The organism is Brachybacterium squillarum M-6-3 (assembly GCF_000225825.1).
Classification (GTDB): Bacteria; Actinomycetota; Actinomycetes; order Actinomycetales; family Dermabacteraceae; genus Brachybacterium; species Brachybacterium squillarum.
On sequence record NZ_AGBX01000007.1, the window covers coordinates 81,998 to 96,876 of the forward strand.

At 73.9% G+C, this 14,879-nt stretch carries 14 protein-coding genes; 10 read left to right on the plus strand and 4 right to left on the minus strand.

Going from position 1 to position 14,879, the window contains the following annotated elements; all coding sequences use genetic code 11:
• The first annotated feature begins 94 nt into the window (after positions 1 to 94).
• From aroC to OM98_RS09955, 5 genes are all read left to right on the plus strand, one after another.
• Positions 95 to 1,345 carry a chorismate synthase gene (gene aroC, locus OM98_RS09935; protein ID WP_010534471.1) on the plus strand — a complete coding sequence of 417 codons (1,251 nt, stop codon included), beginning with the start codon at positions 95 to 97 and terminating at the stop codon, positions 1,343 to 1,345.
• Positions 1,342 to 1,926, plus strand: coding sequence for a shikimate kinase (locus OM98_RS09940; protein WP_010534472.1), 585 nt, complete (start codon positions 1,342 to 1,344; stop codon positions 1,924 to 1,926). The genes aroC and OM98_RS09940 overlap by 4 nt, the downstream gene beginning before the upstream one ends.
• Complete coding sequence (gene aroB / locus OM98_RS09945) at positions 1,923 to 3,017, plus strand: 3-dehydroquinate synthase (RefSeq protein ID WP_010534473.1); 1,095 nt, start codon at positions 1,923 to 1,925, stop codon at positions 3,015 to 3,017. Before OM98_RS09940 ends, aroB begins: the two co-directional genes overlap by 4 nt.
• Positions 3,014 to 3,790 carry a type I 3-dehydroquinate dehydratase gene (gene aroD, locus OM98_RS09950; RefSeq protein ID WP_010534474.1) on the plus strand — a complete coding sequence of 259 codons (777 nt, stop codon included), beginning with the start codon at positions 3,014 to 3,016 and terminating at the stop codon, positions 3,788 to 3,790. Before aroB ends, aroD begins: the two co-directional genes overlap by 4 nt.
• 65 nt (positions 3,791 to 3,855) lie before the next feature.
• Positions 3,856 to 4,500, plus strand: a complete 645-nt coding sequence (locus OM98_RS09955) for a dihydrofolate reductase family protein (RefSeq protein ID WP_010534475.1) — start codon at positions 3,856 to 3,858, stop codon at positions 4,498 to 4,500.
• Here the strand turns inward: OM98_RS09955 and OM98_RS09960 are convergent.
• Complete coding sequence (locus tag OM98_RS09960) at positions 4,485 to 5,411, minus strand: trimeric intracellular cation channel family protein (protein WP_010534476.1); 927 nt, start codon at positions 5,409 to 5,411, stop codon at positions 4,485 to 4,487. The two genes, OM98_RS09955 and OM98_RS09960, sit on opposite strands and share 16 nt — an antisense overlap.
• An 80-nt stretch (positions 5,412 to 5,491) precedes the next feature.
• Here OM98_RS09960 and coaE point away from each other — a divergent pair, with 80 nt between their 5' ends.
• From coaE to OM98_RS15900, 4 genes are all read left to right on the plus strand, one after another.
• Positions 5,492 to 6,112 (plus strand): dephospho-CoA kinase, encoded by a 621-nt coding sequence (gene coaE, locus OM98_RS09965; protein WP_010534477.1) that lies wholly within the window; start codon positions 5,492 to 5,494, stop codon positions 6,110 to 6,112.
• A gap of 116 nt (positions 6,113 to 6,228) precedes the next feature.
• On the plus strand, positions 6,229 to 8,334 hold the full coding sequence (gene uvrB, locus OM98_RS09970) for an excinuclease ABC subunit UvrB (protein ID WP_010534478.1): 2,106 nt from the start codon (positions 6,229 to 6,231) through the stop codon (positions 8,332 to 8,334).
• A 20-nt stretch (positions 8,335 to 8,354) separates the two neighbouring features.
• A complete protein-coding gene (locus OM98_RS09975; protein WP_139017686.1) occupies positions 8,355 to 8,780 on the plus strand; it encodes a hypothetical protein in 426 nt (141 codons plus the stop codon).
• The gene (locus OM98_RS15900) at positions 8,777 to 8,923 is read left to right on the plus strand and encodes a hypothetical protein (RefSeq protein WP_175285976.1); all 147 of its coding nucleotides are present in this window, start codon (positions 8,777 to 8,779) and stop codon (positions 8,921 to 8,923) included. The genes OM98_RS09975 and OM98_RS15900 overlap by 4 nt, the downstream gene beginning before the upstream one ends.
• On the opposite strand, the gene OM98_RS09980 is transcribed toward OM98_RS15900, so the two are convergent.
• The 3 genes from OM98_RS09980 to OM98_RS09990 form a co-directional block, all read right to left on the minus strand.
• Positions 8,924 to 9,325, minus strand: coding sequence for a roadblock/LC7 domain-containing protein (locus OM98_RS09980; RefSeq protein ID WP_010534480.1), 402 nt, complete (start codon positions 9,323 to 9,325; stop codon positions 8,924 to 8,926).
• Positions 9,326 to 9,452: 127 nt separating this feature from the next.
• Positions 9,453 to 11,201 carry a bifunctional 3'-5' exonuclease/DNA polymerase gene (locus OM98_RS09985; protein WP_010534481.1) on the minus strand — a complete coding sequence of 583 codons (1,749 nt, stop codon included), beginning with the start codon at positions 11,199 to 11,201 and terminating at the stop codon, positions 9,453 to 9,455.
• Positions 11,198 to 11,935 carry an MBL fold metallo-hydrolase gene (locus tag OM98_RS09990; RefSeq protein WP_010534482.1) on the minus strand — a complete coding sequence of 246 codons (738 nt, stop codon included), beginning with the start codon at positions 11,933 to 11,935 and terminating at the stop codon, positions 11,198 to 11,200. The genes OM98_RS09985 and OM98_RS09990 overlap by 4 nt, the downstream gene beginning before the upstream one ends.
• A gap of 65 nt (positions 11,936 to 12,000) precedes the next feature.
• Here OM98_RS09990 and uvrA point away from each other — a divergent pair, with 65 nt between their 5' ends.
• A complete protein-coding gene (gene uvrA / locus OM98_RS09995; protein WP_010534483.1) occupies positions 12,001 to 14,874 on the plus strand; it encodes an excinuclease ABC subunit UvrA in 2,874 nt (957 codons plus the stop codon).
• Positions 14,875 to 14,879: the final 5 nt, after the last annotated feature.

The following is a 14,879-nucleotide window of genomic DNA, read 5'->3' on the forward strand; positions in this document are numbered from 1 at the left end:
CACGCCGGGCCGCGCTGCAGGCCCCGCCCTTCCCGCTCCCGTGCCGCCTGGGACCGCGCCGCGTCCTGACCTGCCCGCATGAGATAATCGGGCCATGCTGCGCTGGCTCACGGCCGGGGAATCCCACGGCCCCTCCCTGATCTCCCTGCTCGACGGCGTCCCCGCCGGGATCGCCCTGACGAGCGAGGACCTGCGCTCGGTGCTGGCCCGGCGCCGCCTCGGCTACGGTCGCGGCAGCCGCCAGAAGTTCGAGCAGGACGCGCTGACCGTCCACGGCGGTCTCCGGCACGGCCTCACCATGGGCTCCCCGCTCGCGATCGAGGTCGCCAACTCCGAGTGGCCCAAGTGGGAGAAGGTGATGAGCGCCGACCCCGTCGAGCGCGAGGACCTGCTGATCGACGCCGGCACCGGCGACGAGCGGGAGATCGCCCGCAACCGGCCCCTCACCCGGCCCCGGCCCGGCCACGCCGACCTCTCCGGGATGCTCAAGTACGGCGCCCGCGACGCCCGTCCCATCCTCGAGCGCGCCAGCGCCCGCGAGACCGCCGCCCGTGTGGTCGCCGGGGCCGTCGCCGCCGCCCTGCTGGAGCAGGCCGCCGGAATCCGCCTGGTGTCCCACAGTCTCTCCGTCGGCCCCGTGCGGGTCCCCGAGGACGCCCCGCTGCCCACCCCCTCCGACGGCGACGCCCTGGACGCCGACCCGCTGCGCTGCTTCCACCCCGAGACGTCCGCCGCGATGGTCGCCGAGGTCGACTCCGCCAAGGCGGACGGCGACACCCTCGGCGGCGTCGTCGAGGTGCTGGCCTACGGGGTGCCGGTCGGGCTCGGCTCCCACACCCAGTGGGACCGCAAGCTCGACGGCCGCCTCGCCCAGGCGATGATGTCGATCCAGGCGATGAAGGGCGTCGAGATCGGCGACGGCTTCGCCACCGCCGCCCGCCGCGGCTCCGTCGCCCACGACGAGATCCTCCCCGGCGAGGCCGCGGGGGAGTACCCGCGCGTCACCAACCGCGCCGGCGGCCTCGAGGGCGGCATGAGCAACGGCCAGGTGATCCGCGTGCGCGGTGCCCTCAAGCCCATCTCCACCGTGCCGCGGGCCCTGCGCACCGTCGACGTCGCCACCGGCGGTGAGGCCACCGCCAACCACCAGCGCTCCGACGTCTGCGCCGTCGCCCCCGCCGCCGTGATCGCCGAGGCGATGGTGGCCCTGGCCCTCGCCGACGCCCTGCTCGAGAAGACCGGCGGGGACAGCGTGGAGGAGATCCGCGCCCACCTCGCCCGCACCCAGGAGCTGCAGGCCGCCGGCCTCGCGGCGCAGGAGGCCGCGGGGGTTCCCGCGCCGTGACCGCGGCGACCGCTCCGGTCGTGGTCCTGATCGGGCCGATGGGCTCGGGCAAGACCACCGTCGGCCGCGAGCTCGCCGCCCTGCTGGGTGTGCCCTTCGCCGACCTCGACGCCCTGGTCGTCGAGCGTGACGGCCGCAGCATCCCCGATATCTTCGCCGCCGAGGGCGAGGACGGCTTCCGCGCCCGCGAGCACGAGGCCCTGCAGGACGCACTGGTCGGCTTCCCCGGGGTGCTGGCGCTCGGCGGCGGCGCCCTCACGCACGACCCCTCCCGCGAGGCCGTCCGCGGCCACGCCACCGTGCTCCTCGAGGTCGACGAGACCGCCGTCGCCCGGCGCCTGCACGGCGGCCGGGGGCGCCCGCTGCTGGAGGGCCCGGACCCCCTGGCCCGCTGGCGGGAGATCGCCGCCGCCCGGATGCCGCTGTACCGGCAGGCCGCCCGCTGGAGCGTCGACTCCTCCGTCGGCTCGCCCCGCCACGTCGCCCGCCGCATCGCCCGCACCCTCCAGAACCCCGCTCCGGACCCCACCGCCCCTGGCCCGACCACCCCGACCCCGACGACCGAGCAGGAGACCGCATGAGCACCACCACCATCCCCGTCACCACCCCGACGGGCGGCTACGAGGTCGTGGTCGGCCGCGGCCTGCTGCCCGAGATCCCGCAGTGGGTGCCCGAGCGTGCCCGCCGCATCGTGGTGATCCACCAGCCGAGCCTGCGCACCGTCGCCGACCAGCTGCGCGAGTCCCTGGTCGCCTCCGGCCGCGAGGCCTTCCTGGCGGAGGTCCCCGACGGCGAGGAGGCCAAGACCGCGCAGGTCGCCGGATTCCTCTGGGCCGTCTGCGGCCAGGCCGAGATCTCCCGCACCGACCTGGTGATCGGCCTGGGCGGCGGCGCCGCCACCGACCTGGCCGGCTTCGTCGCCGCCAGCTGGCTGCGCGGCATCGACGTGCTGCAGGCCCCCACCACCGTCGCCGCCATGGTCGACGCCGCCGTCGGCGGGAAGACCGGCATCAACACCTCCGAGGGCAAGAACCTGGTGGGGGCCTTCCACCCGCCGATCGCCGTGATCGCCGACCTCGACGTGCTCGCCGGGCTCGGCCGGAATGACGTCGCCGCGGGCCTCGCCGAGGTGGTCAAGGCCGGCTTCATCGAGGACACCCGGATCCTCGAGGTCGTCGAGGCCGACCCCGCCGCGGCCCTGGACGTGACCAGCGAGGCCTTCCGCGAGATCGTCGAGCGGGCCATCCGTGTCAAGGCCCGCGTGGTCTCCGCGGACCTGCGCGAGGCGGGGGAGCGGGAGATCCTGAACTACGGCCACACCCTCGGCCACGCGATCGAGCGCAACGAGCGCTACCAGTGGCGCCACGGCGCCGCCGTCGCCGTCGGCATGATGTTCGCCGCCGAGCTCTCCCACCTCGCCGGGAAGCTGCCGGAGGAGGACGTGGACCGCCACCGCGCGATCCTCACCGCGCTGGGCCTGCCCACCACCTACCGCGACCGGCAGTGGCCCAAGCTCGAGGACGCCATGAAGCGCGACAAGAAGACCCGCGCCGGGCTGCTGCGCTTCGTGGTGCTGGACCGCATCGGCCGCACCTCCCGGCTCGAGGGCCCCGACCCCTCGCTGCTGCTGGCCGCCTACGCCGCCGTCACGGCCGACGAGGAGCCCCGGTGACCACCTCGGTCCGGATCCGCGATCTGGTCCTCGGGGAGGGCCGGCCGGCCGTGATCGTGCCGCTCACCGCCGCCGAGGAGCCCGCCCTGCTGAGCGCTGCCGGCTCCCTCGCCGGGCACGATGTGGACCTGGTCGAGTGGCGCATCGACCGCTTTCGGCCCGAGCTGCCCGTCGAGCAGCTGGGCGCGGCGGTCGCCGAGGCCCTGCTCGTACTGCGCGCGGCGCTCGATGACGCGGGGATCGCCGCGGCCCCGCTGCTGCTGACCCTGCGCACCGCTGCCGAGGGCGGGGACCGCGAGCTCTCCGACGCTGGCTACCGCGAGCTGCTGCTGTCCCTGATCCCCGTGACCGCGGTGGAGCTGGTGGACGTGGAGGCCTTCCGCGATCCGGCCGTGGTCGCGGAGCTGGTGGCGGCCGCCCACGAGGCCGGGACGGTGGTGGTGGGATCGAACCACGATTTCGCGGCCACGCCTCCGCAGGCCGAGATCGAGCGACGCCTGCGGGCCATGCACGCGCGCGGCCTGGACGTCGCCAAGATCGCCGTGATGCCGCAGTCCCCGGCCGACGTGATCGCGCTGCTCGCGGCCACCGTCGCCGTCGTCCCCGAGGGCCCCGTGATCACGATGAGCATGGGCCGCCTCGGGACCGTCACCCGGGTGGCCGGCGAGGTGTTCGGCTCCGCCGCGACCTTCGGCACCGTCGGCGAGGCCTCCGCGCCCGGACAGATCCCCGCCGACGTGCTGTCCCGGACGATGGACCTGCTCGCCCCCTGAGCGTCGGGGCACGCTCCGCGGACGACCTCTCGCGGGCCGGAAGCACCCGGGTCTACGCTCGCGCCATGAGCCCGAGACTTCGCGTCCAGAACTTCTCCGTCACCCGTGACGGCATCGGCGCCGCCGAGGACCAGAGCCTCGAGCAGCCGATGGGATCGATCGACGTGGGTCGCCTGCACGCCTGGGCCTTCGCCACCGCCTCCTTCCCCGGGCGGGAGGACGGGGGCGGCACCCGCGGGCTCGACGACCGGATCGTCGCGGACTTCTCCCGCGGCATCGGCGCCGAGATCATGGGGCGGAACAAGTTCGGCCCCCAGCGCGGTCCCTGGACCGATCACGACTGGGTCGGCTGGTGGGGTGAGGAGCCGCCGTTCCGCACCCCCGTCGTCGTGCTCACCCACCACCCGCGGCCCGAGCTCACCCTCGGGGAGACCACCTTCCACTTCCTGGACGCCCCGCCCGCCGAGGCCCTCGCGGTCGCGACCGAACTGGCCGACGGGCAGGACGTGCGCCTGGGCGGCGGCGTCCGCATCCTGCTGGACTTCCTGGCCGCGGACCTGGTGGACGACCTGCACCTGGCGGTCGCGCCCTTCGAGGCCGGCCACGGGCTGCGGCTGTGGCGCTCCCCGAAGGACCTCGAGGGCGCCTTCCACCACGAGTCGGTGCCGAGCCCCAGCGGCGTCACCCACCACTTCTACTGGCGGGACTGAGCCTCCGGGCCCTCGTCCTCGATCCCCGGGTCGTCCGCGCGCGCCTCGCCGTCCTCGAGCACCTCGCCGGCCTCGGAGGGGGAGGCGGGGGAGAGGTGGCCGAAGGTGCGGCGCTGGTAGGCGGCCGCGTCCTCGTCCTCGATGACGTCCTCGGCCAGCAGGTCCCCGGACTCGTCCAGCACCGGGATCGCCCCGGTCTCCAGCGCCACCCGGCGCCGCTCCGCCCGGCGGGTGCGGCGCACCAGCGCCTTCATCTGCGAGGCGGACATGGTCACCTGCCACTCCTGGTGCGCGGGCAGCGTCCAGCGGCGCCATGCCGCCAGGCCCGCCAGCGTCGCCCCGCAGGCCACGGCCAGCAGCACCCAGGGGGAGGCGAGGCCGAGCGCGACCACGCCCCAGGTGAGGATCGCCGTGAGCAGCGCGCCGGTGGCGTACAGCGGGCCGCCGCCGAAGATCGCGGGGATCCGGCCGACCATCACGTCGCGGATCACGCCGCCGCCGACGGCGCTGGTCACCCCCAGCAGGATCGCCGGCATCGCGTCCAGCCCGTAGCCGAGCGACTTCGCGGTGCCGGTCGCGGCCCACAGCGCCATCGCGGCGATGTCCAGCACGCTCACCAGGCGCCGCCACCAGGTGCCGTCCGTCGAGATCAGGAAGGAGAAGGCCGCGCCGCCGAGGGCGCAGGCCAGGTAGGTGGGACCCGAGAAGGCGGCGGGGGTGCCGTAGTCCAGGATCAGGTCGCGGACGATGCCGCCGCCCAGCCCGGAGACGATGCCGATGAAGGCGAAGCCCACCGCGTCGAAGTTCAGCCGGGAGGCCAGCGCCCCCGCGGCGACGCCCATGATGAACACGCCCAGCAGATCGAGCACGCGCAGGAGCTCGTTGTTCACGAGCAGGTCGAGGGGAGCCACGCCAGCACCGTATCGGGCCGTGACCAGCGCCCCAACCCGGTGTGACGGCCCCGACCCGCGATGGTCCGTACGATCGTGGCATGAGCTCTGCACCCCTCCCGCCTCGGCTCGGCCTGACCGGCGGCATCGGCTCCGGGAAGTCCACCGTCGCCGCGCTGTGGCGGGAGGCCGGGGTGCGGGTGATCGACCTGGACGCCCACTCGCGAGCGGTGCTCGACACTCCCGGCCCGGGGCTGGAGGAGGCCGTGGCCCGCTTCGGCGAGGAGTACCGCGCGGCCTCCGGCACCATCGACCGCGCCCGCCTCGCCGCGCTCGTCTTCGCCGACGACGCCGCCCGTGCGGAGCTGGAGGCGATCGTGCTGGGCCGGGTGGACGACGCCGTCGCCGCCGAGGAGGCCGAGGCCCGGGCGGCCGGGGAGGAGCTGGTGGTCCACGACAGCCCCCTGTTGCTGGAGAAGGGCCACGACCGGGACGGACGGTACGCCGGGGTGGCGGTCGTGCTGGCGCGTCGGGACGACCGCATCGACCGGGTGGTCCGCGACCGCGGGCGGGACCGCGCCTATGTCGAGTCCGTGATGGCCGCGCAGGTGAGCGACCTGGAGCGGATCCGGCGGGCCGACCGGCTGATCCTGAACACCGCGGACCGGGAGACCCTCGCCGCGCGCTCCCGGCGCGCCCTCGAGGTGCTGCGCGCCCTCTGACCGGTTCCCGGCAGCCCCTCGTCCCGACCCGCCGTCGCCCCGTCGCCCGTCGGGGTTTCGCCGCCGGCGCAGGCCGCGGGTGCTCGTTCGTCGGGGCCCGCCCGTAGGCTGGGAGCATGCGCCCCGTCACCGATCTCGTCCGCGCCGAACACGCCCTGGAGGTGGTCTCCGAGTACCAGCCCTCCGGCGACCAGCCCGCCGCCATCGCGGACCTCACGGCCCGCATCGAGGCGGGCGAGCAGGACGTCGTGCTGCTCGGCGCCACCGGCACCGGCAAGTCCGCCACCACCGCCTGGCTGATCGAGAAGCTGCAGCGCCCCACCCTGGTGATGGCGCACAACAAGACCCTCGCCGCGCAGCTGGCCAGCGAGTTCCGCGAGCTGCTGCCGCACAACGCGGTCGAGTACTTCGTCTCCTACTACGACTACTACCAGCCGGAGGCGTACGTCCCGCAGTCGGACACCTACATCGAGAAGGACTCCTCGATCAACGCGGAGGTGGAGCGGCTGCGCCACAGCGCCACCAACTCGCTGCTGACCCGCCGCGACGTCGTCGTGGTCTCCTCCGTGTCCTGCATCTACGGTCTGGGCACCCCGCAGGAGTACGTGGACCGCATGGTGCGGATGAGCCGCGGGGACCAGGTGGACCGCGACGAGCTGCTGCGGCGTTTCGTGGACATGCAGTATGACCGCAACGACGTCGAGTTCATGCGCGGCACCTTCCGGGTGCGCGGCGACACCGTCGAGATCATCCCCATGTACGAGGAGCTCGCCCTGCGCATCGAGTTCTTCGGCGACGAGATCGACGCCCTCTACACGCTGCACCCGATGACGGGCGAGGTGATCCGGGAGGAGGACCAGATCCACATCTTCCCGGCCTCCCACTACGTCGCCGGGCCCGAACGGCTCTCCCGTGCCATCGGCACCATCGAGACCGAGCTGGAGGAGCGCCTGGAGGAGCTGGAGGGCCAGGACAAGCTGCTGGAGGCGCAGCGCCTGCGCATGCGCACCTCGCACGACCTGGAGATGCTGCGCCAGACCGGCTCCACCAACGGCGTGGAGAACTACTCGCGGCACCTGGACGGCCGCGGTCCCGGCACCGCGCCCAACACCCTGCTGGACTACTTCCCCGAGGACTTCCTGCTGGTCATCGACGAGTCCCACGTGACCGTCCCCCAGATCGGCGCGATGTACGAGGGGGACCGCTCCCGCAAGCGCACCCTGGTCGACTTCGGGTTCCGCCTGCCCAGCGCCCTGGACAACCGTCCGTTGACCTTCGGCGAGTTCACCGAGCGCACCGGGCAGACCGTCTACCTCTCCGCGACCCCGGCGCAGTACGAACTGGACCGCTCCGACGGCGTCGTGGAGCAGATCATCCGCCCCACCGGCCTCGTGGACCCCGAGGTGATCGTGAAGCCCGTGAAGGGCCAGATCGACGACCTGCTCGAGCAGATCCACCAGCGCGTCGAGGCGGACGAGCGGGTGCTGGTCACCACGCTCACCAAGCGGATGGCGGAGGACCTCACCGATTACCTGCTGGAGAACGGCATCAAGGTGCAGTACCTCCACTCCGACGTCGACACCCTGCGCCGGGTGGAGCTGCTGCGCTCCCTGCGCCAAGGCGAGTTCGACGTGCTGGTGGGCATCAACCTGCTGCGCGAGGGCCTGGACCTGCCCGAGGTCTCCCTGGTGGCGATCCTCGACGCCGACAAGGAGGGCTTCCTGCGCTCGCGCACCTCCCTGATCCAGACCATCGGCCGTGCCGCCCGCAACGTCTCCGGCCAGGTCCACATGTACGCCGACCGGGTCACCGACTCCATGCAGCAGGCGATCGACGAGACCAACCGCCGCCGCGCCAAGCAGATCGCCTACAACGAGGAGCGCGGCATCGACCCGGCTCCGCTGCGCAAGCGCATCGCCGACGTCACCGACATGCTGGCCCGCGAGGACATCGACACCGACACCCTGATGTCCACCGACTACCGCTCCGGCAAGGAGCGCGTCGCCCGGGACCGCGCCCGCTCGCAGGCCGTGGACGCGGTCTCCGGGCGCACCGTCGACCTCGGGGACGACCCGGTCGGTTCCCTCACCGGCATGATCGACGAGATGACCGCGCAGATGCACCAGGCGGCCGAGTCCCTGCAGTTCGAGGTCGCAGCCCGGCTGCGCGACGAGGTCTCGGAGCTGAAGAAGGAACTCCGGCGGGTGCAGCGGTCCTCATGAGCACGGTTCCGATGGGGCTGATGGGTGAATCTCCGCGATCACGGCTCCGCGATGCCCTGATCGGCGGCGCGGTGGGCGGGGCGATCTCGACGATCCCACCGGTGCGCCTGCCGTGGGCGCTCCGGGCCGCCCTGGTGGTCCTGCCCGCAGGCCTCACCGCGGGGACCGTCGCCGCGGCCTCCCGCTCAGTCCGCGTCGACACCCTGCTCGACGGCGACACTGTCGGCCAGGGGGCGCGCGAGGCCGACGCACGCGACGCCCCGACCCAGGACCAGGACCAGGACCAGGACCAGCACCAGGAGATCCTGCTGCCGGCCGGGCTCCGCGCGGGTCTCGCCCTCGCGGCCGGCGCCGGGATGATCGGCGCGGGACTGGCCGGGTACCGGCTGGACGGCTGGCTGGACCGGAGGCTGCGCGCCCGGCGGGTCCCGGCCCCCGGCTCGTGATCGGCCTCGGGTGCGGCCTGGCGATGGCCCTCACCCTCGCCCTCGAGGACGAGTCCACCGCGTCCGCGGTGCGCAGGACCCGGGCCGAGGCCGGCATCACCGTCGTCCCGGCGGCGAGCGACGACGGCCGCACCGCCGCCTGATCACAGTCCGGTTGTGGACTCCCCGAGGGCGTAGGCCACCTCGCGGGCCGCCTGTCGTGCGGTCACCATCAGCGTGCCGAGCTGCACCTCGCGGGCGGACACCCCCAGCAGCAGCTGACCGAAGGGCGGCACCACCAGGCTGTGCACCACGGTGTGGGCGTCCCCGACGGTGTGGGACACCACGGGGCCGAACATCCTCGACAGCCCGCCGCCGCGCTCCGGATCCAGCACCTGCGCCTCGTCCTCCAGGCCCCGGGAGCAGATCCGCAGGCCGTCGGCGGTGGCGAGGATCGCGGAGGTCAGCTCGGGCACGGCCGCGACGGCCGACTCGATGGGGGTCATCGACGTGCGGCCCACCAGGGGCGACCACAGGGTCCAGTCCCGCGCGATCGCCGGGTCCATCAGCGTCGGGTCGGCGGCGGCCCCTCCCGGGGCCCCTCGGTCGCGGTGCTCATCGGGCCAGCCTGCCCCGGGGCGCGGGCGCGCACCACCCCCGGACGGGGCCGCGAGACACGGGGCCCCGGGGCGACTACTTCGAGGCGGCGCGCTCGGTGATCTGCAGGTCCAGCGGGAAGTCGACGGGGGAGCGGGGGAACAGCAGGCGCCCCGCCTCGGCGGCGGCCTCCCGGATCGCGGCGGCCGCCTGCTCGGCCTGTGCGGCGGGAGCGTGCACGATCACCTCGTCGTGCAGGAAGAACGCCAGGTGCGCGCGGCGCGCGAACACCGGCCCCGAGGGCACGGCGGACTCGGCGGCGGGCACCTCGGGCAGCGCGGCCAGCCGGCGACGGATCCCTGCGATCCACGCCAGCGCCCACTCGGCGGCGGTGCCCTGCACGACGAAGTTGCGGGTGAAGCGGCCCCGGTCGCGGGCTTCCCGGCGGGAGCGCTCCTGCTCCCCGGGCGCCGCGTCGACGCTGTTCGCGGCGGCCTGGGCGCGCCGCCAGGCCTCCTCGGGGGCCGGGGAGGAACGGCCCAGCCAGGTGGTCACGGTGCCGCCGCGCTCCCCGGTGGCGGCGGCCTCGTCCACCAGGGACATCGCGGCCGGGAAGGTGCTGCGCAGGCGGGGCACCAGGCGGCCGCTGTCCCCGGTGGTGCCGCCGTACAGCGCCCCCAGCACGGCGATCTTCGCCTCCTGACGGGTGGCGACGATGCCGGCGTCCACGATCCCGGCGTAGAGGTCGCGGCCGGCCCCGGCCTCGGCCATCGCCCGGTCCCCGGACATGGCGGCCAGCACCCGCGGCTCCAGCTGGGAGACGTCCGCCCCGACCAGGCGCCACCCCGCGTCCGCGCGCAGGGCCGGGCGGAGCTGGCGGGGGATCTGCAGCGCCCCGCCGCCGCTGGAGGCCCAGCGCCCCGTGACCACCCCGGCGGGCACGTACACGGGCCGGTAGCGGCCGTCGTGGACCCATTCCTCCATCCAGGTCCAGCCGTTCGCGGTGAGCAGCCGGGACAGCTTCTTGTAGCGCAGCAGCGGGGCGATCGCGGGGTGCTCGATCCCCTCCAGCTCCCAGCGGGAGGTCGAGGCCACGTCGATCCCGGCCCGGCGCAGCCCGCGCAGCAGCCGCGGCGGGGAGTCCAGGGACAGCAGCGGTTCGCCGAGCGCCGCGCGCACCTCGGCGCCCACCTCGGCCATCGCGGCCGGCACCTGGCCCGGTCGGGGGCGCGGCCCCAGATCCGCGGCGAGGATGCGGTCGTGCTCGGCCACGTCCCAGGGGATTCCGGCGGCCTGCAGCTCGCAGGCCACCAGCGCCCCGGCGGACTCGGCGGCCGTGAGCATCCGCAGCCGTGAGGGCTCGGCCGAGGTCTCGATGGCCCGCTGCTGGCGGGCGGTCTCGGCGAGCATCTCGCCGGTCTCCTCGGGCACGGCGGCGCCGGCGCGCCCGCCGGGCTCCAGCTCGAACAGCGTCGCCCCGGCGGCGGGGGTGGCGGAGTGCTCCGGGATCGCGACCGGGAGGACCTCCCAGAGCTGCGCCGCCCGCAGCGCGGCGGGGTCGGTCACCACCGTGGAGCCGCGCAGGATGGTGTGGACCAGGCGCAGGTCGTGCGCCCGGGCCAGGCGCACCCCGGCGGCGAGCAGACGCGGGTACACCGTGCGCGTGTCCGACAGCACCCAGCGCGGACCGTCCTCCGCCTCCCGCCGCGCCATCACCGCGGGCAGCTCCGCCGTGGTGCAGGCGCTCTCGCCGAGCCGGCTCCCCGCCGCGTCGAGATCGACCAGCGCCCATCCGCCGTCGGGGGCGCGTCCCACAAGGCAGCGGTCGGGGCGGGCAGCGGTCACCAGCCCCGCTCGCGCCACGCGGGCAGGGACGGCCGCTCGGCGCCGAGCGTGGTGTCGTCGCCGTGGCCGGGGTACACCCTGGTGCCGTCGCCCAGCCGGTCGAAGATCCGCGCGGTCACGTCCCCCAGCAGCTGCGCGAAGCGCTCCGGGTCGACCCCGGTGTTCCCGACGCCGCCGGGGAACAGGGAGTCCCCGGTGAGCAGATGGTCGCCGGCCTCCCCGCCTCGCCACAGCACCGCCACCGAGCCGGGGGTGTGTCCGCGCAGGCCGATCACCTCGAGCCGCGTCGCGCCCAGGGAGATGGTCTCGCCGTCCCGCAGCGGCCGCTGCACGGGCACGGGCAGGTCGGCGGCGTCGTCCTGCCCGGCGAGCACCGGGGCGCCGGTCGCGGCGGCCAGCTCGGCGAGGGCGCCGACGTGGTCGTGGTGCGCGTGGGTGGTGAGGATCCCCGTCAGGCGCGGTGTGGGCTCGCCCTCCGCGACCGCCTCGGCGGCGTCCTCGGCCAGCAGGGCCCGCAGCCGCTGCGGCTCCGCGGCGGCGTCCACCAGCAGCCGCTCCCCGGTGGCGGGGCAGCGCAGCAGGTAGGTGTTGTTGTCCATCGGTCCCACCGAGGCCTTGCGCAGCACGAGCCCCGGCAGGCGTCGCACCGCGCTCGGACCGCCCGGTTCGACGTGGCCGTCGGCGGGGTACGGCGCGGGCTCGGGCGGAGGGGTCGGATGCGTGTCGTTCTGCATGTCGGAAGTATCTCGCAGCACCCTGGGCGCGGTCGTTCGTCGGGGCCCGTCCGTAGGATGACGGTGTGACGAATACGCTGACGGTCCGCGGTGCGCGGGAGCACAACCTCAAGAACATCGACATCGAGATCCCCCGGAACACGCTGGTCGTTTTCTCGGGGCTCTCGGGCTCGGGAAAGAGCTCGCTGGCCTTCGACACCATCTTCGCCGAGGGCCAGCGGCGCTACGTCGAGTCCCTCTCGGCCTATGCGCGCCAGTTCCTCGGGCAGATGGACAAGCCCTCGGTCGACCTCATCGAGGGCCTCTCCCCGGCCGTCTCGATCGACCAGAAGTCCACCAACCGGAACCCGCGCTCCACGGTGGGCACCATCACGGAGGTCTACGACTACCTCCGTCTGCTGTTCTCCCGCACCGGCGTGCAGCACTGCCCGGTCTGCGGCGAGGAGGTCTCCTCCTCCTCGGCCGAGCAGATCGTGGACACCCTGCTCGAGCTGGACCAGGGCACCCGCTTCCAGCTGATGGCCCCGATCGTGCAGGGCCGCAAGGGCGAGCACGCCGACCTGCTGAGCTCCCTGCGCTCCCAGGGATACGCCCGCGCCCGCATCGACGGCCAGGTGCGCCGCCTGGACGAGGAGATCAGCCTCGACAAGAAGTTCAAGCACACCATCGAGGTGGTGGTGGACCGCCTCGCCGCGAAGCCCGACGCCCGCCGCCGCCTCACCGACTCGGTCGAGACAGCCCTGCGGCTGGCCGAGGGGATCCTGGTGGTGGACCACGTCGACCGCCCCGAGGACGACCCCGAGCGCTCCCGCCGCTTCTCCGAGAAGCGGGCCTGCCCCAACGGCCATCCCATCGCGATCGACGACATCGAGCCGCGCACCTTCTCCTTCAACGCCCCCTACGGCGCCTGCCCCGAGTGCACCGGCCTCGGCTCCCGCCTGGAGGTGGACCCCGAGCTGGTCGTCCCCGACGAGGACCTCACCCTCGCGGAGGGCGCCATCGCCCCCTGGTCGATGGGCTCCAGCGACCACCACCAGGAGATGATGCAGGCTCTCGCCGAGGAGCTCAGCTTCTCCCTGGACACCCCGTGGCGGGCGTTGCCCGAGCGGGCGCGCGACGCCCTGCTGCACGGCAAGGACCACCAGGTCCATGTGCGCTACCGCAACCGCTTCGGCCGCGAGCGCACCTATTCCACCGGCTTCGAGGGCGTCATGCACTTCCTCGAGCGGCGCCACTCGGACACCGAGTCCGACTGGGCCAAGGACCGCTACGAGCAGTTCATGCGCGAGGTGGCCTGCCCCGCCTGCCGTGGAGCCCGGCTGCGCCCCGAGGTGCTGGCCGTGACCGTCGGCGGGAGGTCCATCGCCGAGGTCTGCGACATGTCGATCCGCGATGCCCTGGACTACGCCACCGAGCTGCGGCTGGGGGAGCGGCAGGCCGCGATCGCCGACGAGGTGCTGCGCGAGGTCCGCTCGCGGCTGGGCTTCCTGCTGGACGTGGGCCTGGACTACCTCACCCTCGCCCGCGCCGCCGGCACCCTCTCCGGCGGCGAGGCCCAGCGCATCCGCCTGGCCACCCAGATCGGCTCCGGCCTGGTGGGCGTGCTGTACGTGCTGGACGAGCCCTCCATCGGCCTGCACCAGCGCGACAACGAGCGCCTCATCGCCACCCTCACCCGGCTGCGGGACCTCGGCAACACCCTGATCGTGGTCGAGCACGACGAGGACACCCTCAACGCCGCAGACTGGGTGGTGGACATCGGCCCGCTGGCCGGCGAGCACGGCGGCCACGTCGTCCACTCCGGCACCGTCGAGGCCCTGCGCGAGAACTCCGAGTCCCTGACGGGCCGCTACCTCTCCGGCGAGCTGGAGATCCCGCTGCCGATCACCCGCCGCGCCATCAGCAAGAACAAGTCCCTCAAGGTCGTCGGGCCCGCCGCCAACAACCTCACCGGGCAGGACGTCTCCTTCCCGCTCGGGGTGCTGACCGCCGTCACCGGCGTCTCCGGCTCCGGCAAGTCCACCCTGGTCAACGACATCCTCTACTCGGTGCTCGCCAAGGAGCTGAACCGCGCCCGCATCGTGCCGGGCAAGCACAAGCGGGTGACCGGCCTCGAGCACCTCGACAAGGTGGTCCACGTCGACCAGTCGCCGATCGGCCGCACCCCGCGCTCGAACCCGGCCACCTACACCGGGGTCTGGGACCGGGTGCGCACCCTGTTCGCCCAGACCACCGAGGCGAAGGTGCGCGGCTACACCGCCGGACGCTTCTCCTTCAACGTCAAGGGCGGACGCTGCGAGGCCTGCTCCGGCGACGGCACCCTGAAGATCGAGATGAACTTCCTGCCCGACGTGTACGTGCAGTGCGAGGTCTGCAAGGGCAAGCGCTACAACCGCGAGACACTCGAGGTGCACTTCAAGGACAAGAACGTCGCCGAGGTGCTGGAGATGTCCATCGCCGAGGCCCTCGAGTTCTTCGACGCGGTCCCCGCGATCCGCCGCCAGATGCAGACCCTGGTCGACGTGGGCCTGGGCTACGTGCGCCTGGGCCAGAGCGCCACCACCCTCTCCGGCGGGGAGGCGCAGCGCGTCAAGCTCGCCTCGGAGCTGCACAAGCGCTCCAACGGCCGCACCATCTACGTGCTCGACGAGCCCACCACGGGCCTGCACTTCGAGGACGTCCGCAAGCTGCTGGAGGTGCTGAACGGGCTGGTCGACAAGGGCAACACGGTGATCGTCATCGAGCACAACCTCGACGTCATCAAGTCCGCGGACCACCTCATCGACCTCGGCCCCGAGGGCGGCTCCGGCGGCGGCCGCATCGTCGCCACCGGCACCCCCGAGCAGGTGGCCCGCGTCGAGGGCTCCTACACCGGGCGCTTCCTGGCCCCGATGCTGGAGGGGGGCCGCGGCGGCACCCGCACCGCGGCCGCCCGCTGACCCGG

Excerpts from the sequence above, each read along its gene's own strand:
- aroC (WP_010534471.1), top strand. The coding sequence starts at position 95 with ATGCTGCGCTGGCTCACGGCCGGGGAATCCCACGGCCCCTCCCTGATC.
- OM98_RS09990 (WP_010534482.1), bottom strand. The coding sequence starts at position 11,935 with ATGCAGAACGACACGCATCCGACCCCTCCGCCCGAGCCCGCGCCGTAC.
- coaE (WP_010534477.1), top strand. The coding sequence starts at position 5,492 with ATGAGCTCTGCACCCCTCCCGCCTCGGCTCGGCCTGACCGGCGGCATC.
- OM98_RS09980 (WP_010534480.1), bottom strand. The coding sequence starts at position 9,325 with ATGGACCCGGCGATCGCGCGGGACTGGACCCTGTGGTCGCCCCTGGTG.
- OM98_RS09955 (WP_010534475.1), top strand. The coding sequence starts at position 3,856 with ATGAGCCCGAGACTTCGCGTCCAGAACTTCTCCGTCACCCGTGACGGC.
- aroB (WP_010534473.1), top strand. The coding sequence starts at position 1,923 with ATGAGCACCACCACCATCCCCGTCACCACCCCGACGGGCGGCTACGAG.
- OM98_RS09975 (WP_139017686.1), top strand. The coding sequence starts at position 8,355 with ATGGGTGAATCTCCGCGATCACGGCTCCGCGATGCCCTGATCGGCGGC.
- uvrB (WP_010534478.1), top strand. The coding sequence starts at position 6,229 with ATGCGCCCCGTCACCGATCTCGTCCGCGCCGAACACGCCCTGGAGGTG.